The sequence below is a fragment of the Desulfovibrio sp. genome, from assembly GCF_034006445.1.
Lineage (GTDB): Bacteria > Desulfobacterota > Desulfovibrionia > Desulfovibrionales > Desulfovibrionaceae > Desulfovibrio.
Genome location: NZ_JAVESS010000002.1, coordinates 444,936 through 465,389, shown reverse-complemented (window position 1 = coordinate 465,389; position 20,454 = coordinate 444,936). Strand labels below are relative to the sequence as shown.

Genomic DNA, 20,454 nt, shown 5'->3' with positions numbered 1-20,454 from the left:
TCATGACCTGGTCATGTCGGTAAGGTCATAGTGCAACACATGGCCAAAATAGTGCAGAACCTCGCGCAGGGCCGCTTCAACGCTGGCCACGTCGCCCGTTATCAGCAGGGAGCCGCCAAAGCGATCCAGAAAGCCGATGTCCACGCTGGCGGCCTTGGTGGCTATGTCAGCGGCTATAATGACGCCCTCGCAGGGGGTGATGGTCAGTATGCCGATGGCCGTGGCGCATTCGTCGTCCAGACCCAGCTTGAGGTGGATGCCTTTTTGCGGGCTGGCGATAAGGTGGGCCAGAGTGATCTGTCTGCCCGGCACATACTCCTGTATGATCCGTTGCTTGGTTTCTTCCATCCGGCCCTCCACGTGGTGCTGTTTGTAGCGGCCCCTGTGCCTGCCCGCTTTTTACCTGTCTTCAACCGATATTGCTTGATCGGGCATTCCTGCCAGCTGGGGATTTGCGGGCGGCTTATAGCCTGCGGCTGCGCAATCTGGCGGCAACAGGCAAAGCGTCTGGCCTTGCGTTTTTTGCCCGCGAGTGCGGCTACAGCAGGTGCTTTTTCAGTTCCTCGCTGGGCGAGGGAATGACAATCTTGCTGACCACAGGGCCGCCACCGGCGACGTTGACCGCCCCGGCATCCACAGAAGACTGCACCGCGCTGACTTCGCCAGTCATGACCACAAAGGCCTTGCCGCCAAGACCGGCGGAAAGCCGCAGATCCAGCAGGCGAACGTCGCCGGCCTTGGCCGCGCCATCGGCAGCCAGCACACAGGAGGCCGCCGTATAGGTCTCGATGACGCCAATGGCGTTGATGCGTCCCTGAATGGCGGTGCCGTTCATAGCCGGAATCACGTCTTCATGCACATTGGGGATGATGAAGCTGTCCACCACCAGATCCGCGCCCAGCGCAAGGCCGGTGTTCACAGAGCTGGTGACGGCTCCGGTGTCGCCAGTGACGATAATAAGGTATCTGCCGGGGCAGGTGGTTTTGGCCAAAACCAGTTCCACATTGGCGGCCTTGACCATTTCGTCCGCCGTCTGCATGCCCATGCCTATGCTGTTCAGTTCAACACAGCCGATAGTCCGTAATTTCATGCCGCTACCCCTCAGGCCCTGATGGTGATTATGCCGTTTTCAACAGCGCTGACGGTGCCCCTGATGCTGGCGTGAACGCGCGCGCCCATGGTCCCTTCGGGGATTTCGCCGATAAGATCGCCCACAGTGACGCTCTGTCCCACGCTCACCACAGCGGCAGCCGGAGCGCCGATGTGTTGGCGCAGGGGAATGCGCACTTCCGTAGGCTCAAAGTCGCCCGCAAAGGGCGGGTGGGCCTCGTAGCCCGCAAGGCCAAGGCGGCGCACAAGGCTGCTGGTGGGGATGCGCCTTTCGTCGCGGAAGCGTGAGGCTGCCAGAGGGCGACCGTCGTATTCCCATTTGACGCCAGCCTGCATGAGTTCCTTTTTCAGCATGGCGTTGACTTCGCGCGGCGAAATGCCCATGGGACAGGCGAATTTTTCGCAGATGCCGCATTCGGAGCAGAGCAGCGCTTCCTTCGCAATGGGGCTGTTGACGGTCTGGCCGTCCAGCACGCGCATGAGCTTGTGCGGATGCAGGCTGTGTCCGAGCAGGCTGCGCGGGCAGAGGTCCGTACACTGCGAGCACTGACAGCATACCGTATTGGTGAGGCGCTTAAGTGTATGGGGGTCCATAACCTTGCGGGCCACCACATTGTGGTCAGGCGGCAGCACCAGAAGGCCGCTTGTGGTCTTGGTGACGGGCTGATCCGCATCGGGCAGCACACGCCCCATCATGGGGCCGCCGTCCACTACGCGGTATTCGCGGATGGTGGGTCCGCCCGCGAAATTGAGCACCTCGGAAACACGCGTGCCCACGGGTACGCGCACCACCATGGGGCGGGCCACTTCGCAGCCTACTGTAAGGTAGCGGTGCGTCACGGGCTTGCCGTCCAGCGCGTGGGCGATGTTGTAAAGGCTTTCCACATTGCTGACCACGGCCCCGATCTGCAAAGGAATGCCGCGCTCGGGCACAATGCCGCCCAGCACTTCATAGACCATGACCTGCTCGTCGCCGGCAGGGTAAAAATCGCCCATCTCAAAAGCCTCAAAACGGCTTCCGCGGCGGGCCACAGCTTCGCGCACGCATTTCATGGCCGCGGCGTGCTTGCCCTTGAGGCAGACAATGCCCTTGCTTGCGCCAGTGCATTCCATCATGGCTTCAAGACCGCGCAACATGACGTCCACCCTCTCTTCCATCAGATAGGGGTCGCTCATGAGCAGCGGTTCGCAGCTTGCGCCGTTCACCAGAACTGTCTGCGCCGTGGCGTCGGCCTTTACATGGGTGGGCAGTCCCGCCCCGCCTGCGCCCACAACGCCGGCCTGGCGTATGGCGTCAACAATTGCTTTTCCCATGATATCCTCTTGGAGTATTTTAGAGCAGTATCATTTTGACACCGCTCCGGCACTGTCTTGAGCATTTAAGGAAGCACTGATTAAAGAGCCTCCTGGAAACGCGCAGTTGTTTCGTTTGGCAAGGCGCGATCTTTTTTTGAAGCAAGAGTGGACTCTTCCGTCCTCGACTGTTTCAAAAAAAGTGACGCAACGCAGCCAAACGGAATAAATCAGCGTTTCCCCATGACCCGGTTTTCGCGGGGGTTGTTCCCGCAGTAAAATTACGTCAATGATATCAGCAAAATTTATGTCTTTCTGTGCAGAACTACCAAACACTTTCCAGCAGTTTGACGATGTCGTCATGCGAGGGCATACGCGGATTGCTTTCAGTGCATATGTCTTCAAGCGCGTTGGCCGCCATTGCGTCCAGGCTCTTGCGGTATTCACTTTCATTGACCTTGAGTTCGCGCACGTGAGCCGGAATGCCCATGGAGGCATTGAGGTCGCGCACAGCGCTTACAAGGTTTCTGGTGCCTTCTTCCACCGTGGCGGCGGGCAGGCCGACCATTTCGGCGATTTCACGGTATTTCACGCCAGCATCAAAGCTGTTGAAATCAATGACCACAGGCAGCAGGACGGCGTTGGCCAAACCGTGAGGAATATGGAACAGGCCGCCCAGGCTGTGGGCCATGCTGTGCGTGATGCCAAGACCGCTGTTGGTAAAGGCAAGGCCAGCCATGCACGACCCGATGAGCATGTTGTCTCTGGCAATCATGTCGTCGCCCTGCGCGTAGGCGCGGTGCAGGTAGGAAAAGACGTTGCGGATGGCCCGTTCGGCATAAATGGCCGTAAAAACGTTGCTGTGGCGGGAGGTATAGGCCTCGACCGCGTGGGTGAGCACGTCCATGCCCGTGGAGGCCGTCACCTGCGGCGGCACCGTGCGGGTGAAGCGCGCGTCAAGAATGGCGGCATCGGGGATGAGCAGTTCGTCGTTCAGCGGGATTTTGACCGCATTGACCTTGTCGGTGATGACGGCGATGGAGGTCACTTCCGAGCCTGTACCGCTGGTGGTGGGGATGGCCACCAACAGGGTCTTTCTGTCCTGGTCGGCCTTGCGGCCAAAGTAGGAGATGGCCTTGGCCATATCAATGGCTGAGCCGCCGCCAAGGGCGAGAATCATGTCAGCCTTGCTGCGCAAAAAGAGCCCCGTGGCTTCCACCACGGCTTGCAGGGTGGGGTCTGGCTCCACACCTGAAAAAATGTCAAATGTTATGCCCTTGCGCTTCAGGTGGCTAACCGCCTGATTGGCAAAGCCACTCTTGACCATGAAGGGGTCGGTTACCACAAAGGCGTGACTTGCCGGAAAACTTTCAAGAGTTTCCAGTGCGTAGGGGCCGTAGCAGATCTTTGTTTTTCCGTAAAACTGGGTCACGTTGTCCTCCGGGGTATTCGCGGGGGCGGAGCAGCTCGCCCCCGCGTCACCGTCGTGTAAGCTTGGTCCGTAAAGCCGTGCACGGCCTTACTTGCATTTGGGCAGAATCATTTCCACTTCTTCGTGAGGGCGGGGGATCACGTGCACGCTCACAAGGTCGCCCACGCGCGAAGCGGCAGCAGCGCCAGCGTCGGTAGCGGCCTTCACAGCGCCCACGTCGCCGCGCACCATAACGGTCACAAGACCGGAACCAACCTGTTCGCGGCCAATCAGGGTTACGTTGGCAGCTTTCACCATAGCGTCAGCAGCTTCCACAGCGCCCACCAGACCACGGGTTTCAATCATACCCAAAGCGTCAGTCATCATCGCCATTGTCGTCTCCTTACCTCAAGGGGTTGTTTTTCGGGGCAGACCCGAAAAATTGTTTACAGCGGGCGCTGCGCGCCGCGCCGGAATTTTTAGCGCCGGTTGTTGACCCGGAACGCCCTACTGTTAATGGAACCCGCCGTTGATGGCGGCCACGGTTTCCAGCGTGACCTTTTTCAACTCTTCGGGGTCGGTAATATTGTAGTGCTGCTTGATAATGGCGGCCACGCCAATAAGCAGTTCTTCCTGTTCCGGGCTGTGGCAGGCAGTGGCGTTTTCAGCCTTGTGATCGCCGCAACCGCAGCCGCAGCAGGATTCCGCCGGGGCGTCGGCCCAGGTGACTTCAATGCCACGTCTGGTCAGTTCGTCACGGGCTCCGGCAGTAAGTATTTTGGAACCGTCCATTGTCAGGCGGTTGCCGGTGACATAATCCTGCAGATTGTCCACAGTTATCAAAGTCTTGCTCATAAGTACCTCTCAGGCCCGCGCGGGGCGGGTTTTATGGTAGCCGCCCTGGAGCAATTCAACTTTTAAATTGCTCTGACGGCTGCGTGAGCAGACGTTCGCTACGGAGGCGTAAGCGCAGTTTATCTGCGCGGTTAAACGCCGAAGTGAGCGTGCCTTTAACTTTGAGAATGTATATTCTCAAAGTTAATCTGCTCTAGTGGCCCGTGCCTGTAAATGCCTTTATAAGTTCCGCATCGGGCTGGGGTATGACCACCATCTGTTGCAAACTCTTGCCCAGCGCGTCGGCGGCGGCTTGCGCAGCTTCGCGCACAGAGGCCACATCGCCCGTAAGCACAAAATACGATTTGCCGCCAATGCCCTGGCCCATGACCAGGCGCATCAGGCTGACGTCGGCCTTTTTAACGGCTATGTCAGCGGCCATAATGCCGTCGGCGGCATTGCGGCATTCTACCACGGCCATGGCCCTGCCAGCGAGCTGTGCGGGCTGGCGGCGCAGGGCTGCCTGCACCTGGGGCGAAACAGGGGAAATGACGTAACGCCCGGCCAGATGAAAACCCGTGGCCTCGGCGGCGCGCACAGACGTTTCCACCGCTTCGCGGTCGCCTTCCACCAGAATGATCAGGCGTCCGGCGCAGATCACCGATGCCCTTATAAGAGCAACGGGCGCGGCCTTGAGCATGGCGTCGGTAATTTCGGCTCCGGCGGCTATGCTGCGGCTGTCCACAATGCCAAGAGTATCCATGACCTAGTCGCTCTCCGGCTTTTTGCCCATCATTTCTTCCTGATCGAGAATGCCCACTATGGCGGCGTCAACGGGCGATTCCTGATTGTAAAGCGCCTTGCGGGCAGAGCTGCCAGTGGTGATGAGCACCCGCTCGCCAATGCCCGCGCCCACACAGTCAACCGCCACAAAGCTTTCAGCCAGCTTGTTGTGGGCAAGATCAAGCCGCTGCACGACCATGAGCTTCAGCCCGTTGAGGGAATCTTCCTTGCGGGTAGCCCAGACGTTACCGACAACAATGCCTATAAGCATGTGACACCTACAGATTTTTCAAAATGGTCATATGGTGGTTGGCCGCTGCCTCTTGAGCCAGGGGCGTTACCACCGCCTGACGGGGTACGCGCAGGGTCTGCGCGCCTGTCTTGGCGGCCTCGGTCACATGTTCTGCCGTTACAAGGCTCTGGCGCAGCCGTGCGTCCGCCGCAGGCGGGGCAAGCTCTGTCAGGCCAAAATTGGCAAGCGCGGCCTCGTAACCTTCATACAGCTGCAACAGGGCATAGGGAGCCGTTTCAGCGTAGGCGCGGTAGGCAAAGCCCAGCACGCGCACTTCCCTGCCCTGAAGCAGAAGTTCCAGCACCTTGCGCAGGGCAAGGCTTGAGGCTCTGCCCTGAGCCAGATCTGCCATGTCGGAACAGGCCAGTTCCGGCAAGACGTAAAATGCCGCTTCTTCAGTTTGGCCCGATGTTTCAAAGCGTACCCGCGCTTCAGGCAGGCGCGCCGAAACTTCGTGGCTCAGTTTTTCGTCAGCCGGAGCCAGAATTTCAACCACCGGCCCGCTGGCAGGCTGGACACTCTGAGGGGTAGAGGCCAGCTTTGCCAGTACGCGCTGCACCACCGCGTCCACAAGGGACTGCGTGTCCAGTGCTTGCGTGGGCCGTTCAGGATTAACGGCAATATTTTTTGCGTTGGCTTCCATGTCTGATCGCTAGTCCGTGCAGTTGAGAGCGATGCCAAGGGGCGTCACTAAAAAAGGGTTGGCAGGTTTGAACGTGGGCACGCCAGTGTACTTCTGGATGATCTCTTCCATACCGGGCAGGCAGCAGGTGCCGCCGACCAGATAGAGGGCCGACACGTTGCGCCCCTGCACATGCCTGTGGATGATGGACCCCATCTTTTCAATGACGGGCCGCACCACGGGCAGGATTTCTTTTTGCCGGGCCTTGTCCTTTTTCAGGTCTTCGGCCTCTTCAAAACTGATGTCGTAGTTACCTGCCAGCACAAGACTCACATGGGTGCCGCCAGTGGCCTCGTCAGCCACATAGACGACCTTGCCGTCTTCAAGCACCGCAATGCCTGTGGTGCCGCCGCCGATGTCCACAATGGCCCCGTCGCGCACGCCAAGCACGCTGTTGGCCGCCGTGGGCTCGTCCAGCAGGGCGGTAACCTGATAGCCTGCGCCTTCTGCCACATGGCGGTGGGTGGCGCAGTCACGTTCACTGGTGCCGGGGGGCACGGCGATGGCGGCTTTTTCAAGCTTGCGGCCCAGTTTTTCTTCCAGTTCCTCGGTAAGCTCGCGCACAATGCGCAGGCCGCCCGTGTAGTCGACGATAAGGCCGTCCTTGACCACCTGGGCAAAGCGCATGGCGCACGCCACAGGCTGTTTTTTGGCATTGACCGCCACCACGACAATATAGGCCGTGCCGAGGTCCACGCCTACATAGAGCGGCTCCGAAGGTGTGACCTTGCGGGGCTTCTTGCGGCATTTCTCAAGGGTATCCATAAGCTTGTCAGCGGCGGTAAAGTCCATATCTAGCCTCTGCTCATTCCGATGATGGTTCCGTTGGTGCCGGGCTTCCAGCCGGAGCTGTTGCCTTCGTCGGCATCAATATGCATGGCCAGCTTGAAGTCGTCGCTGACACGCACCAGCACGTTTTCCAGAATCATAGGACGTTCGGTTTCAAGCCGCACATCGACCATATCTTTGTCTTTGAGGCCAAAACGGCGGGCGTCGTCCGTGTGCATGTGGATGTGGCGCGAAGCCACGATAACGCCGCATTCCAGCCCCACAATGCCTGTGGACGACGCCAGGATGATGCCCGGCGTGCCGTCAATGTCACCGCTCTGGCGGACGGGCGGATTGATGCCAAGGGAGCGCGCGTCCGTGCGGGAAATCTCAACCTGCGAAGTGCTGCGGGAGGGGCCAAGCACGGCCACGTTATCCATAACGCCCTTGGGGCCGATGAGGCGCACACGGCCGGTGCTCAGAAACTGTCCAGGCTGCGAAAGCGGCCTGTCGGGGCGCAGGGCCTCACCAAAAAGCGTCATGGCGTCGGCCACGCTCAAATGGGCGTGACGGGCGGAAATTTCTACCGGAATGGGCCCGGCATTCATTGTGGCGGCAGGGGAGCTTGCACATTCCTGAGTCAGCACCTTGCGCACCACGCCAGCCAGAATATCTTTAAGGACTTGCTCGTTCATCTGCGTATTCATTTCGGCTCCACCGCCCGGCGGCGAACGGGGTAGGGAATCCGTCGCCGCCGGGATCGGGTGTGGGGGGGTAAGGGGTAAACTAGCCTTCGCGGTGGGGCAGAATCATCTCTACTTCGCTGTGGGGGCGGGGGATGACGTGCACACTCACGAGCTCGCCTACTTTCTTGGCAGCGGCAGCGCCAGCGTCGGTGGCGGCTTTCACAGCGCCCACGTCGCCACGCACCATCACGGTGACAAGTCCGCCGCCCACCTGGCTGCGGCCGATAAGGGTAACGTTGGCGGCCTTGACCATAGCATCAGCAGCTTCAACAGCGCCGACGAGGCCACGGGTTTCGATCATGCCAAGGGCGTTGGATGAGTTGGTCATAGCGGTATCTCCTTAGATTTTTACAATAATTTTTTTAATTGCTGGTTTGGCGGCTGCGGCGTGGCCGGGCCGGGGCTTATAAAACTTTTTTCAGTTCCGCCACGATCATTTCCGTGACGGCGTTGATGTCCAGACCGCCCACGGCCGCTGCTGCGGCAGCTTGCGGGGCCACCACGGCCTCATGGCTGGCGCCGTGGTGGCAGCAGCCTGAAAGTCCGGCGGAAGGCGGATAGCCCCCCGCCGGAGATCCAGAGGGGGAGATGCCCGCCACGGTGGAAACGCCGCACGAGGCGGGGGTTGCGCACGAGCAGCCCTGCGAGTGCAGGTCATAGGCCACGCGGCGCACGTTAAGAAGATTCAGGGGCGTCACGTTGTCGGACGTTGCGCTGCCGCCCACCGCGCCGCAGCCCAGGGTGAAGGAGGGGAAGAGGCCGGTGGAAATGCCCACGGCTCCCTGGGTCGAGGGAGTGTTCACAAGCATGCGTGACACGGGCTTTTTGAGTCCGAATTCACGGATGACTTCTTCATTCTGCGAATGGATGGCCAGGGAGTGTCCCACGCCGCCGTTGTGCAGAAGGGCGATGCACAGTTCGCAGGCTTCACGCCAGTCTTCAACCACATAGAATCCCAGCAGGGCAGTGAGCTTTTCCTTGCTGAAGGGATACTTGGGACCAACGCCCTTTTCGTCGGAAACCAGCAGACGGGTGCCCTGCGGCACTTCGATGCCAGCGACACGCGCGATGCTCAGAGCGTCGCGGCCCACGATGGCGGGGTTCATGCTGCCGTTGCCGCGTTCCATAACCTGCTTGACCTTGGTGAGCTTGTCGCCCGTGAGGAAGTAGCAGCCCTGAGCTTCCATGGTGGCGCGCACCTTGTCGGCAATGCAGGCATCAGTGACGACGGACTGCTCCGAAGCGCAGATGGTGCCGTTGTCGAAGGTTTTGCTGCTCATGATCTTGGTCACGGCGTCTTCAACATTGGCGGTACGTTCGATGTAGGCAGGCACGTTGCCAGCGCCCACGCCCAGAGCGGGCGTGCCTGAGCTGTAGGCAGCCTTGACCATGCCGGGGCCGCCGGTGGCCAGGATGAGGTCGCTGATCTTCATGAGTTCATTGGTGCCTTCAATGGAAGGCATGCTGATGCTGCTCACAAGATCGGGGGACACATGGCAGGAACGCAGGGCGCTCTGGATGATTTCCACGGTTTTGGCGATGCAGTTGCGGGCGCTGGGGTGCGGGGTGAAGACAATGGCATTGCCCGCCTTGAGCGCGATAAGCGACTTGTAGATAACTGTGGACGTCGGATTGGTGGAAGGCACGATGCCTGCAATGACACCCACCGGCACGGCGATTTCCACAATCTTGCTGACCGGGTCGGAATGCAGTTCGCCTATGGTCTTCATGTCCTTGATGCAGGCATAGACCTTTTCGCTGGCCAGCAGATTCTTGATCTTTTTGTCCTGGGGCTTGCCGAAACCGGTTTCCTCAACAGCCATGTTGGCCAGGGTTTCAGCCTGGGCAGCAGTGGCCTCGGAAACGGCCCTGACAACCTCGTTCACGCGGTCCTGGCTCAATTGCGCGAATTCGGGCTGAGCTTTGCGCGCCGCGCGTACAAGGGCGCGGGCCTCCTGAATGGAGAGTAAATCCTTATCAACCATGTTTTACTCCTTTTCCTTCCGTGCCGCCCGGTCGATGGCGTTCATCAGGGTTTGCCTGTTGGCTGAGGCGATCTGCTCACGGCTGAGATCAACCTTCATGGTCAGGGCAAGCTGACGAAGTTTGTTCATGCTCATGGTTTTGCATTTTTCGGGATCATAGGCTTCCTGTTCTTGGGCGGCTGCCTTTGTTCCTGTATCGGCCTTCGCGCCTCCTATCGGGGCTGCGGGGGCAGGGGTTTCTTCCACTATTTCCACAATTTCAATGGCTTCGGTTTCAATGGTTTTGGCCCAGGCCGCATTTTTGGCGGCGGCAGGGGCCGCGCTGGCCGGAGCCGCCGGACTTTGGCCGCCAGGTTGCAGCAGCAGGATGCTCCCAAGGCCGCTGTCCGGACGGGGAATGACGTGGCAGGACACGCACACGACCCCTTCAATACGGGAAAGGGAGGCCCGCGCCGCATCCACCGCCGACTGCACGGCGGCAACCTCGCCAGCTACGGTGATGGTCACAAGACCGCCGGTTGCCAGGGATTTTTCCAGCAGGCGAACATCCGCCGCCTTGAGCATGGCGTCAGCCGCCTCAATAGCTCCTATGAGCCCCTTGGTTTCTATGAGTCCCAGTGCCAGCATGGCTTTCTCCTGAATTTGGACCGCGATTAGTGTTTGATGACCTTCACGGCCAGGCCGTAGCCTTTGAGAATATTCTCAATGCGCTGCAAGTCGGTGTCGTCCAGAACGGGATTGTCCTTGATGGGATACTCCACGTCGATCTGGGCGTACTTGCTCACTCCCATCTTGTGATAGGGCAGCAGGTCGATGCCCTTGAAATTTTTTCTGTGGGCATGCCCGGTCAAAAAACGGCCTACGGCGTGTATTTCGGCATCGTCATCATTATAGCCCTTGAGCAGGGGCATGCGGATGTTCACGTTACAGCCGTTTTCAAGCAGCCACTTCAGGTTGGTCAGGATGACCTCATTGCGCACGCCGGTGAGTTTATAGTGCCTGTCTGCGTCCATGTGCTTGATATCGAAGAGAAAAATATCGCACACATCTGCCATGTCGCGAACCACGTCAAGCTTGGCGTAGCCCGAAGTCTCCATGGCGGTGTGGATGCCCTTGTGCCGACAGGCCAGCAGCAGGTTTGCCACAGCCTCATGCTGCGCCAGGGGTTCACCACCGCCCACCGTGACGCCGCCGCCGGAGTTTTCGTAAAAAAGCCAATCCTGTTCCACCACTTCAAGCAGTTCTGAAATGCCCTTCTGTTCTCCGGCTATGGCCAGGGCCGCTTCGGGACAGGCATGCACACACTTGCCGCAGTTTATGCAATCCTTGGTCCTGTCCACAACGTGGCAGGCACCGGCGTTGGTCATGCTGTGGATGCCCACGGGACAGACGGCCACACAGGCGCCGCAATTGATGCACACGTCCTTCTTGAACATGACTTCGTAGCGGCGGGTCTGGCTTTCAGGGTTGGAACACCACTGGCAGCGCAAGGGACAACCCTTGAAAAAAACCAGTGTACGTATGCCCGGACCGTCATACATATTGTATTTTTGTATGTTGAAAATTTTGGCTTTTCTTTCGATCACGGTGCTACCCTTGCCGTCTGTCCTGTCGTTTCACGATTGCTGTCTTTTGGGCCGCGCCCCCTCCACGAGAACAGGGGGGCGCGGCCTGCGCCAGAATTCTAAAAGTGGCGCAGTACTGTTCTGCTGATGATTTCGTCCTGCACGTCCTTGCACAGCTCCACAAAGAAGGCGCTGTAACCGGCAACGCGCACCACAAGGTCGCGGTAGTCCTTGGGGCTCTTCTGGGCTTCAAGCATGGTCTTGTTGTCCAGATAGTTGAACTGCATTTCGCCGTTGCCGAGGATGCTGGCCGAGCGGATAAGGGTGATGATGCCCTGTTCGCCTTCGGGGGTGTCCAGCAGGCCCGGCAGAAGCTTGAAGTTGTGCACCATGCCGATGTTCATGTTGTCGTTGGACATCTTGGACACGCTCTTGATGATGGCCGTGGGGCCCTTGTAGTCCGCGCCCTGGGTGGGGCTGATGCCGTCGGAAAGCGGCAGCCAGGCCTTGCGGCCGTTGGCTGACGCGCCGAGCAGCTGGCCGAAGGGCGTGTTGTTGGAAATGGAGAGCGTACCGTGGCTCAAAACGGAGTAGAGCGTCTTGTATTTGCGGTGTTCGCGTTCGGTAAAGGCCACGAGGTCGGCGGCGATGCTGTCGGCGTAGTCATCGTCGTTGCCGTACTTGGGCGCGGCAAGGCAGTCGGCCAACATGGCGTCGTAACCCTCGAAGTTGGCCTTGAGGGCCTCGTTCATCTGCTGCAGGGTGTATTTTTTGTCGTCGTACACAAGCTTCTTGATGGCGGCCATAGAGTCCGCATAGGTGGCAAGACCGCTCCAGATCACGCCGGGGCCAAAGTTGTACATGGCGCCGCCGGAGGCCACATCAAGGCCTTTTTCCATGCAGCCTTCGTACATGATGGACATGAGCGGCTTGGGGGCCAGGTCGCGCTGAACGCGCTGGGAAATGACCGTGGCCACGCTGGACCATTTGGTGATGTACTTGATCTGTTCCTTGACGGCGGCGTCGAACTTTTCATAGGTGTCGAACTGGCTCAGGTCGCCGAGGTCGGGGCAGACCTGCTTGCCGTACCAGAGGGGCACGCCATGGTTGAGCACAAGTTCGATGCAGATGGGCCATTGGGTGTAGGCGGTGGAGGTCCACTGGTAGAGACGCCCGGCTTTTTGCGGTTCCACGCAGCCCATGAGGCAGTAGTCGCGGGCGTCTTCCATGCTCACGCCCTTGGCGAGCATCATCTTTATATGGGTGTCGTCAAAGTGTACGGCGGGAAAGCCCATGCCGGAACGGATGACGGAAACGATCTTTTTCAGGTACTCCTGCGGCGAGGAGTTATGCACGCGGGTGGCCAGCGAAGGCTGGTAGATACGAACGTGGCGCACCGCATCCATGAGCAGGAAGGTCAGCTCGTTGGTGGCGTCGCGCCCTTCGCGGGTGACGCCACCCACGCACATATTGACAAAGGGCTGGTAGCCCGCGAAGAACTTGGAGCTGCCTTCGCTGGTCAGCCACATCATTTCGGACATCTTGATGAGCATGCAGCCCGCGAGGTCAAAGGCCTCGTAGGGGGTGATGCGGCCAGATTCAATGTCGGCCTTGAACAGGGGGTACATGTACTGGTCAACGCGGCCGATGGACATGCCGGTCTGGTTTTCTTCAACCACCAGCAGGGATTCCACCGTCCATACGGACTGGATGGCTTCCCAGAAGTTGGTGGGGGCGTGGGCGGGCACGCGGGCGTTGACTTCTGAAATCTTGAGCAGCTCGGCCTTGCGCTTGGGGTCATTTTCGCGGGCGGCCAACTGGGCGGCGTATTCGGACATGCGCCGGGCGTAGATCATGACGCCTTCGGTGGTTTCAATGACCGATTTGTAGAAGTAAATCTTGTCGATATCCTCAGGGCGTTCGTAGTCCAGATGCTCCAGGTGTTCGCGGGCTTCGCGCTGAATGTCCAGCATGCCCTTCTTCATCAGGATGACGTCGTAGCCGGGGTTGGAGTCGCCGCCGCCGTTGAGGGCGTGGTAGGAGCAGTCGGACACATAGGATTCGCCCGAAAGTTCCCACAGGCCGGCTTCGCGGTACTGCGCCTCGCAGTATTCGTCCACGGACCTGCCTTCCCAGTAGGGGAAGACTTCTTCGCGCAGGATTTTTTTGTCTTCTTCAGCAATATGGAAGGGGTCCTGGGGGCGGGTGGCGATGCTGTCCATCTCGTCCCGCAGCCAGCGCCAGGAAATGTCGGGCGAAAAAGCCCCGGCGCGGGGAGCGCCGTTGGGAGCGCCCACGATGAGTTCATGATCCTGAATGACCAGGGGCGCATTTTCGCAGCAGTGGCGGAAAGCCGTGGCCCGCAGCAGGATGCGCGGCATGCCGGGGTTTTCCTTGTCAATCTTGGTGATGGTGCGCGCGCGGTGAATGGTGATGCGCGGCACCTGCTTGAGGTAATTTTCTTTCAGCAGCACGTGGCGCTGGGTGGGGCCTTCAGGCACGCCAGGGCCGGACTGGGCGGCGGGAGCCGCCTGAACCGCAGTGGAGGCAGTATTGTGCGAAGGCAGGGTGGCAGTGGCGAAAATCTTGCGCAGCTGCTCACGCTCCTGGGGTGAAAGACTCTTTGTTACTTCGGCTATTTTACTTGAAAAATCATGAAGATCCACGTTGTATCCTCCATATTGTGCAGTCAGAGTGGCCTTGGGCATCTGGCTTCGACCCGGGCTACCGGGCCTGGGGCAGAGCACCCAGTGCTTCGCGCAGCACACGCCTGAGCAGGTCGTAGTTCTGCTCGTTGCTGGTCGCGCCCCGGTCGGGGGCGGACTGGGCGGCAAGATCCGCCAGGGGGGCGAAATCGCGCACGCCATAGCCTATTTTTCTGCGGTAAATGAGATTCATTGGCGAAATACTGTCCGAGGTGATGCCGTAGCCCGCCAGACCGCTGCCCTGGGTCATGGCTGGTGTGAGATTTGTTGTCATTCCCATGCCGCCAAAGGCCGCCCCTGTGTTCACCAGCAGGCGCGCCACGGGTTTTTTGAGGGCGAACTGGCTGATGACCTCTTCATCGCGGCTGTGGATGGACAGCGTCTGGGCGTGGCGTTCCTGCAGCAGCAGTTCCACGCATTTTTCACAGGCGTGCATCCAGTCCGGCTCCACATAGTAGCCAAGTACGGGCGAAAGCAGTTCCCTGATGTAAGGGTCGCGTCCTGCGACATATTTGCGTTCGGCCATGAGCACGCTTGTTCCGGCGGGAATGGCGAAGCCGGCTTTGGCGGCCAGGGCTTCGGCGGACTGGCCCACCATGTGGCGGTGGCGGCGGCCATCTTCGTAAAAAAGCACGCGGCAGAGGGCATGCGCTTCGTCGTCGCTCATGAAGTACGCGCCCTTATCCTGAAACGTGCGGCGCACCTGACGTTCAATGCAGCCGTCCACAATGACGCACTGCTCCGCCGAGGGGGCCAGCCCGTTGTCGAAGGTCTTGCTGGCAATGATGTGCCTGACGGCGGCGGGGATATCCGCGCTGCGCTCGATGAAGGCAGGGCCGTTGCCCGTGCCGCCGTAGATGAGCGGCTTGCCGCTCGCCCTGGCGGCCTCGAACATGCCGAGCACGCCTGTAACCATGACCAGGGCCACTTCGGGATGGCACATAAGTTCTTCGGTGCCGCTTTTGGCCACGATATCGAGGTAGGATATGGCCCCTTCGGGCAGGCCCTGGGACAGCCCGGCGGCAATCATGATATCAAGGGCGCGGCGCATGCTGTCCACGGCGCGGGGATGCAGGGAAAGTATGACGGCGTTGCCGGACTTGATGGCCAGCAGTACAGTATAGACTGCGGTGGACACGGGGCTGGTCACGGGGCAAAGAGCCACGATGACGCCCAGGGGAACGCCCACATCGAACACGCCTTCCTGCACCGGATCGTTGAGGCGTCCTACGCAGCGCATGCCGCGCAGGCTCTGGCGCACGCGGCGGCAGACAAAGAGGTTTTTGACCATTTTGTCCTGCCAGCGGCCACAATCGCTTTCTTCATGGCTCATGACGGCAAGGGACTGGGCGTGGGATTCCACCGCGTCGGCCATGGCCTCCACTGCGGCATCCAGGCTTTCCTGCGACATGGCGGCCAGCTTTTTGCGCGCCTCAGCGGCGTTTTCAGCCAGAATACGCGCCTGCTGTATGGAAATGAGGTCCTTGTCGCCGATCATGCTTTTGGCTCCGTAGTTGTGCCCTGCTAGGCCAGGGCGTAGCGCCGCACCAGTCTGACCAGTTGGCGGTGGGGCGTGGGGATGACGCATGAGCTGTACACATCTGCACCCATATTTTTTACGGCCTTGACCCCGGCTTCCACGGCGGACTTGCAAGCCGCCACATCGCCTTGCACCAGAGCCGAGCAGTAACCGGAGGCCACGTTTTCATAGCCGATGAGTTCCACGTCGGCGGTTTTGATCATGGCGTCGGCCGCTTCCATAAGATAGATGATGCCGAAGGTTTCAATCATGCCCAGCGAGCGCAGGCCAGGATCGTCTTCAGGCACGGAATCAAGGGCGTGGGCCATGGCGATGCCGCCCACGCCGCGCACGGGACGCGGCATGACGTTCTGCGCCGTGAGCTTGCCCACGCTGGCAGCGGCAGCGGCCCCGGCGGCCACGGCCGCCTGCACGGCCGCCACATCTCCCCTCACCATAATGGTTACGAGGGTGGAACCGACGTTTTCGTAGGCCAGAAGATCTACGTTCGCGGCTTTGAGCATGTAATCCGCGCCATAGATGGCGGGCACCATGCCCAGCGTCTCAATGAGGCCCATTGCCTCCTCACCTGCATACTGCATACATGCTCCATGCTCTTCGTATTTGTGCCGCAAGCCATTCTTGACAGCAGTGAAAATAGTGCTTGTTTAAGTTGTAAGCTTTCCCCTGTAGGGCAAAGTCAAGCCCTTTTCATTTTTTTGTTTGAAAAGATTTTTGTCGGAGGAGGAAAAAAGCAGAAAATCTAAAACAAACTGATTAAACAATCAAAATATGGGGCTGAATTTACAGGCGATTTTATTTATCAAATTATATATAAAATATAATAAGTTTTTATATATAGAGAAAAAACGCGACAATCTTGTCAGAAAAAATACACTTTTTGACGGTAACAACTGCAAACCCTGTTGACCTTCCCGTTCGGGGTAATCTTATGCTTATGCAAAGGCGGGCGAGGCGGTCTTTGCCGGGGCAAGGGCATTTCCTTCGTCATTTTCACACATCTTTTGCGAGAGAAGGAGTTATGCCATGGAGCACACGGCAAAACCCGTCGCGGTACCGGATCTGCGCGACATCCCCGCAGCGGAGGCCGCCAAGGACAAACTGGTCAGCAGTTTCAGGCGGCGCGGCATTTTCACGGCAATCATGTCGGGGATGACCTACGGCACGTATACGGCCTTTATGACCCTGGCCATGACCATGGGCGTCTGGTCTGTATGGTACGGGGGGGAGTCGGGGCTTTCCGAATTTTCAACCCTGTTTCTGCTGGGCGCTCTTGGCGCTGCCACCACTGACACGTGCAGCGCCCTCTGGGCCGTCCTCATAGCCACCTTCAGGGGCAAGATGGGCGACTTTTTCCGCTGCGTGAAAAGCAAGCCAGGGCTTATCCTTATCGGCGCGGCCGTTATCGGCGGCCCTCTGGCCAGCACGTGCTATGTGCTGGGCCTGAAGAGCGCAGGCTCCATCATTGTGCCCATCAGCGCCCTTTGCCCGGCCATCGGCACTATTTTGAGCCGGTTTCTCTTTAAGCAGCCCCTCACGCCGCGCACCCTGCTTGGCATCTTCATCTGCTTCGGGGCCAGCGCGCTTATCGGCAGCACCGGCCTTGCCGAAGACGCGCCGCCGGATCTTTTTCTGGGATTGGCTTTCGGTTTTCTGGCCGCTTTCGGCTGGGGACTTGAAGGGTGCGTTGGTGGATACGCCACGTCCATGATTGATCCTGAAATCGGCATCACCATCCGCCAGGTTACTTCCGGGCTCACCAACCTTTGCGTGCTGGTGCCTATCTTTGCCTTCTTCGGCGGCGACAGCGCCTTTACGATGATCACCACGGCCTTTACCGATACCACTGCCATGCCGTGGTTTCTCGTTGCCGGCCTGGGTGCATGGTTTGGATTCATGCTGTGGTACAAGGGCAACGCCATGTGCGGCACCGCCCTGGGCATGGCCTGCAACGGCGCGTTTTCTTTCTGGGGGCCGTTCTTCTGCTGGATCGTGCTTGGCCTGTGGTTTGGCCAGGACGGCTTTGCCTTGGCGCCCATCGCCTGGCTGGCCGCTGTGATCATGGTGATCGGCATCTTTATTATTGCGGTTAACCCGCTGGAATATTTTAAAAAGAAGGGATAGATCGCCATGAAGCCATTGAACTATGCTATCCTTAAATATATGACGACGGTGAGTGAAGCCTGCACCGAAGATGTGATGGATGCCCTTAAGGGGCAGTACAGCTCTTTTCGGGCCTTTACCAAACCTGACATCCTCACGGCCCTTATGACGGCGCAGGCCAACGGGCTTGTTGAAGAGTCACGCTATGACCTGGATGAAAACAATGAGGTACGCATGTATTTTCGGGCCAATGCCGAAAGCGTTGCGACCATAAATCGCTATATACCTGACTAAACGGCACGCATGTCTCCGGGGGAGGGTTTGCCTCCTCCCGAGGCACGCGGATTTGATGTGAGCGCAGCCGCTCCGCCCTGTCTTCTGCTCCGGCAGCGTTGCCCACGCTGGGATCATCTGCAGATGACTTGTTCCTCTCCCCCCTGCGTCACGTTGTTATGAATCAGGCCTTTCCCCATGCCAATCACAGGAAATTTCGGGTGATGCCATGACCAAACGCGGCTATACCATCAGCCAGATGAGCGATATCTCCAAGATATCCAAAAAAGCCTTGCGCTTTTATGACGATCTTGGGCTTATTTCATCCAAACGGCACGGAACCAACAATTACCGCTATTATACGCAGGAAGATCTGCTCGCTGTACCGCCCCTGAAGTATTACAAGCAGATGGGCTTTCATCTGGGAGAGATTCGCGCGGCTTTCGAGGTAGGCAGCAATACGTCGCTTACCGCTCTGCGTGAAATGTTCATGGACAAGATCGGCGCTCTGCGTGAAGAAGAAAAAGTCCTGCACCTGCGGCTTACTTCTGTGCGCGACTGGCTTGAACTGCTGCATGAGGCGGAAATGGTGCTTGAAAACTGCCTCCAGAGCGTGTCGGTGAAGTATATGCAACCCGATAAGCTGCTTTTTCACGATCAGGTTTTTACTCTGGACATCAAGTCGGCCATCATCAACCTTGAATTTACCAACTATGTCGAGTCAGTGGAAAACAGTATCACCGGGCCTGTCATCATCAATTTTTCTTCCATTGAGGACCGCATAAGGGATGTGGAACAGAAGATGCAAGTATTGCAAAAAAACATTTTCCCTTGCCCGCAGGAACAGACCAGGGATTTTGGCGGTTTTCTGGCCGCCAGCTGCTACCATATCGGGCCGCATGAAACCATCAGGGACACGTACAGGAAAATCCAGCGCTGGTGCACCGCCAATAACTATATTTGCGATAAAAGCGCTTACGAACGCTATGTCACGGATTTTTGGACCACCAGCCATGAAGACCTGTTCGTTACCGAGGTCATCGCAAAGGTCAGCCGTCCCGGCAGTGTGCGCAGGCCTTTGGAGCAGGAATAGCTTTGTGGGGGCGTGTGACCCTTTTGCAAAAGGGTCTCCCCCCCACGCCTCCACCCCCTGAAACTTTTATTATGGGGCAATGTAAAATGTTCTGTGGCCTGTGAGGGGCCAGAGACAGCGTCTTTGCGACGGCACAGCGTTTGAAAGCCTGTTTGCCCTGACTGGTCCGGACGGGCCCTGAAGCGTGCGGCGCTACAATGGCGGCAAAAGATGTTCTCAATGACACTACGTCCAAAGATTGAAGCGGTCGCAGCGCAACAACCTACGGAGTGCCTGACGCACGCCGTTCCATAACCGGAGAATAGCCATGCAGGGACTTGCTCTGGCCAAAGCCTTCTATGCTGTCTGTCGTCCCATCCTGTGGCGGGAACTGCCCGATGTCATGCCCAATGCCGCCGCAGGACTTGTGGGCGAAGGGTCTGAATGCTTCGGTTGCGACGACGAGGCTTCGCGCGATCACGATTTCGGCCCCGCGTTCTGCCTGTGGCTGCCCCGCGAAGAACTGCGCCGCAACACAGCCCGTATCGAGGCGACCATGGCCTTGCTGCCCCACCGTTTTGAGGGGTTTGAAAGCAGGCTTGCTCCCGAGTGCCGTATTGGCCGGGTGGGGCCGTTGGCTCTGGAGGATTTTTACGGATTTTTCACCGGCCTGACGCACCTTCCCGGCACATGGCAGGAGTGGTTTGCCATCCCTGAATACCAGTTGGCGGCCTGCACCAACGGCGAGGTGTTCGAGGACAACGCAGGCGAGTTCACGCGGTGGCGCACGGTGTTGCAGGGGGGCTGCCCACGTGATGTGCGGCTGAAAAAAATGGCGGCCCGCTGCATGGTCATGGCGCAGGCGGGGCAATACAATCTTCCCCGGTGCCTTATGCGCGGGGACGGACTCGCCGCCATGCTGTGCGCGGCCCGCTTTGCGGAGGCAGCGCTCTCCATGGCGTATCTGTGCAACGGGCGGTATATGCCATTTTATAAATGGGCAGGCCGCCTCGCGGCCTCTTTGCCCGTGCTTGGCGCGGAAACAGCGCGCGTGCTGACGGCCCTGGCCGCGCAGCCCCTGCGCGGCAGTGAAAATATGGAAGCAGCCCGCTTGGTGGAAAGTCTTTGCGCCCAGGTGGCCAGTCACTTGCGCAGCGAGGGACTGAGTCAGGATCCTGGCGACTGGCTCTGGGCGCATGGACCGCAGCTCATGCGTCATGTGCAGGAACCTGAATTGCGGCGCATGGACATGTTGCAGGGATAGGCAGGGCAGCAGCGAGACTTCCGCTTGA

Annotated in this window: 21 protein-coding genes and 1 pseudogene; 4 read left to right on the top strand and 18 right to left on the bottom strand. The window is 58.9% G+C overall.

Translation table 11 applies throughout. The features are described from left to right. The 18 genes and pseudogenes from RBR41_RS04740 to RBR41_RS04655 all read right to left on the bottom strand — a co-directional run bounded on the left by RBR41_RS04740 (position 1) and on the right by RBR41_RS04655 (position 16,295). Positions 1 to 348: a BMC domain-containing protein gene (locus RBR41_RS04740; protein WP_320351436.1), complete on the bottom strand. Its 348-nt coding sequence runs from the start codon at positions 346 to 348 to the stop codon at positions 1 to 3. A 190-nt stretch (positions 349 to 538) separates the two neighbouring features. Beyond that, positions 539 to 1,090, bottom strand: a complete 552-nt coding sequence (locus tag RBR41_RS04735; protein ID WP_320351435.1) for a BMC domain-containing protein — start codon at positions 1,088 to 1,090, stop codon at positions 539 to 541. A gap of 11 nt (positions 1,091 to 1,101) precedes the next feature. Next, the gene (locus RBR41_RS04730; RefSeq protein WP_320351434.1) at positions 1,102 to 2,424 is read right to left on the bottom strand and encodes a 4Fe-4S dicluster domain-containing protein; all 1,323 of its coding nucleotides are present in this window, start codon (positions 2,422 to 2,424) and stop codon (positions 1,102 to 1,104) included. A gap of 304 nt (positions 2,425 to 2,728) precedes the next feature. Continuing rightward, positions 2,729 to 3,835 carry a 1-propanol dehydrogenase PduQ gene (locus RBR41_RS04725; protein ID WP_320351433.1) on the bottom strand — a complete coding sequence of 369 codons (1,107 nt, stop codon included), beginning with the start codon at positions 3,833 to 3,835 and terminating at the stop codon, positions 2,729 to 2,731. Positions 3,836 to 3,922: 87 nt separating this feature from the next. Further along, on the bottom strand, positions 3,923 to 4,201 hold the full coding sequence (locus tag RBR41_RS04720; protein WP_183720837.1) for a BMC domain-containing protein: 279 nt from the start codon (positions 4,199 to 4,201) through the stop codon (positions 3,923 to 3,925). A gap of 126 nt (positions 4,202 to 4,327) precedes the next feature. Then, positions 4,328 to 4,669 (bottom strand): hypothetical protein, encoded by a 342-nt coding sequence (locus tag RBR41_RS04715; protein WP_320351432.1) that lies wholly within the window; start codon positions 4,667 to 4,669, stop codon positions 4,328 to 4,330. A gap of 193 nt (positions 4,670 to 4,862) precedes the next feature. Further along, positions 4,863 to 5,411, bottom strand: coding sequence for a BMC domain-containing protein (locus tag RBR41_RS04710; RefSeq protein ID WP_320351431.1), 549 nt, complete (start codon positions 5,409 to 5,411; stop codon positions 4,863 to 4,865). 3 nt (positions 5,412 to 5,414) lie between these two features. Beyond that, complete coding sequence (locus RBR41_RS04705) at positions 5,415 to 5,702, bottom strand: EutN/CcmL family microcompartment protein (RefSeq protein ID WP_183720685.1); 288 nt, start codon at positions 5,700 to 5,702, stop codon at positions 5,415 to 5,417. 7 nt (positions 5,703 to 5,709) lie between these two features. Beyond that, positions 5,710 to 6,366 carry a hypothetical protein gene (locus tag RBR41_RS04700; RefSeq protein WP_320351430.1) on the bottom strand — a complete coding sequence of 219 codons (657 nt, stop codon included), beginning with the start codon at positions 6,364 to 6,366 and terminating at the stop codon, positions 5,710 to 5,712. A 9-nt stretch (positions 6,367 to 6,375) separates the two neighbouring features. Next, complete coding sequence (gene eutJ / locus RBR41_RS04695) at positions 6,376 to 7,197, bottom strand: ethanolamine utilization protein EutJ (protein WP_320351429.1); 822 nt, start codon at positions 7,195 to 7,197, stop codon at positions 6,376 to 6,378. Positions 7,198 to 7,199: 2 nt separating this feature from the next. Further along, positions 7,200 to 7,880, bottom strand: a complete 681-nt coding sequence (locus tag RBR41_RS04690) for a phosphate propanoyltransferase (RefSeq protein ID WP_320351428.1) — start codon at positions 7,878 to 7,880, stop codon at positions 7,200 to 7,202. A gap of 79 nt (positions 7,881 to 7,959) precedes the next feature. Continuing rightward, positions 7,960 to 8,247 (bottom strand): ethanolamine utilization microcompartment protein EutM, encoded by a 288-nt coding sequence (gene eutM / locus RBR41_RS04685; RefSeq protein ID WP_320351427.1) that lies wholly within the window; start codon positions 8,245 to 8,247, stop codon positions 7,960 to 7,962. A 76-nt stretch (positions 8,248 to 8,323) separates the two neighbouring features. Continuing rightward, positions 8,324 to 9,904, bottom strand: coding sequence for an acetaldehyde dehydrogenase (acetylating) (locus RBR41_RS04680; protein WP_320351426.1), 1,581 nt, complete (start codon positions 9,902 to 9,904; stop codon positions 8,324 to 8,326). A 363-nt stretch (positions 9,905 to 10,267) separates the two neighbouring features. Beyond that, positions 10,268 to 10,531: pseudogene (locus RBR41_RS14595) on the bottom strand (BMC domain-containing protein); the annotation flags it as partial. Between the two features lie 26 nt (positions 10,532 to 10,557). Beyond that, positions 10,558 to 11,490: a choline TMA-lyase-activating enzyme gene (gene cutD / locus RBR41_RS04670; RefSeq protein WP_320351424.1), complete on the bottom strand. Its 933-nt coding sequence runs from the start codon at positions 11,488 to 11,490 to the stop codon at positions 10,558 to 10,560. Positions 11,491 to 11,588: 98 nt separating this feature from the next. Further along, positions 11,589 to 14,135, bottom strand: coding sequence for a choline trimethylamine-lyase (cutC, locus tag RBR41_RS04665; protein WP_320351423.1), 2,547 nt, complete (start codon positions 14,133 to 14,135; stop codon positions 11,589 to 11,591). Between the two features lie 58 nt (positions 14,136 to 14,193). Next, a complete protein-coding gene (locus RBR41_RS04660) occupies positions 14,194 to 15,672 on the bottom strand; it encodes an aldehyde dehydrogenase family protein (RefSeq protein ID WP_320351422.1) in 1,479 nt (492 codons plus the stop codon). A 26-nt stretch (positions 15,673 to 15,698) separates the two neighbouring features. After that, positions 15,699 to 16,295, bottom strand: a complete 597-nt coding sequence (locus RBR41_RS04655; protein WP_320351421.1) for a BMC domain-containing protein — start codon at positions 16,293 to 16,295, stop codon at positions 15,699 to 15,701. A 445-nt stretch (positions 16,296 to 16,740) separates the two neighbouring features. On the opposite strand from RBR41_RS04655, the gene RBR41_RS04650 reads away from it, so the two are divergent. The 4 genes from RBR41_RS04650 (at position 16,741) to RBR41_RS04635 (ending at position 20,426) form a co-directional block, all read left to right on the top strand. Beyond that, entirely contained in the window at positions 16,741 to 17,838 is a 1,098-nt protein-coding gene (locus RBR41_RS04650) for a hypothetical protein (RefSeq protein ID WP_320351420.1), read from the top strand. Between the two features lie 6 nt (positions 17,839 to 17,844). Continuing rightward, a complete protein-coding gene (locus tag RBR41_RS04645) occupies positions 17,845 to 18,111 on the top strand; it encodes a hypothetical protein (protein WP_320351419.1) in 267 nt (88 codons plus the stop codon). Positions 18,112 to 18,319: 208 nt separating this feature from the next. Further along, on the top strand, positions 18,320 to 19,183 hold the full coding sequence (locus RBR41_RS04640) for a MerR family transcriptional regulator (protein ID WP_320351418.1): 864 nt from the start codon (positions 18,320 to 18,322) through the stop codon (positions 19,181 to 19,183). A 307-nt stretch (positions 19,184 to 19,490) separates the two neighbouring features. Beyond that, entirely contained in the window at positions 19,491 to 20,426 is a 936-nt protein-coding gene (locus RBR41_RS04635; RefSeq protein WP_320351417.1) for a DUF4037 domain-containing protein, read from the top strand. Positions 20,427 to 20,454 lie beyond the last annotated feature (28 nt).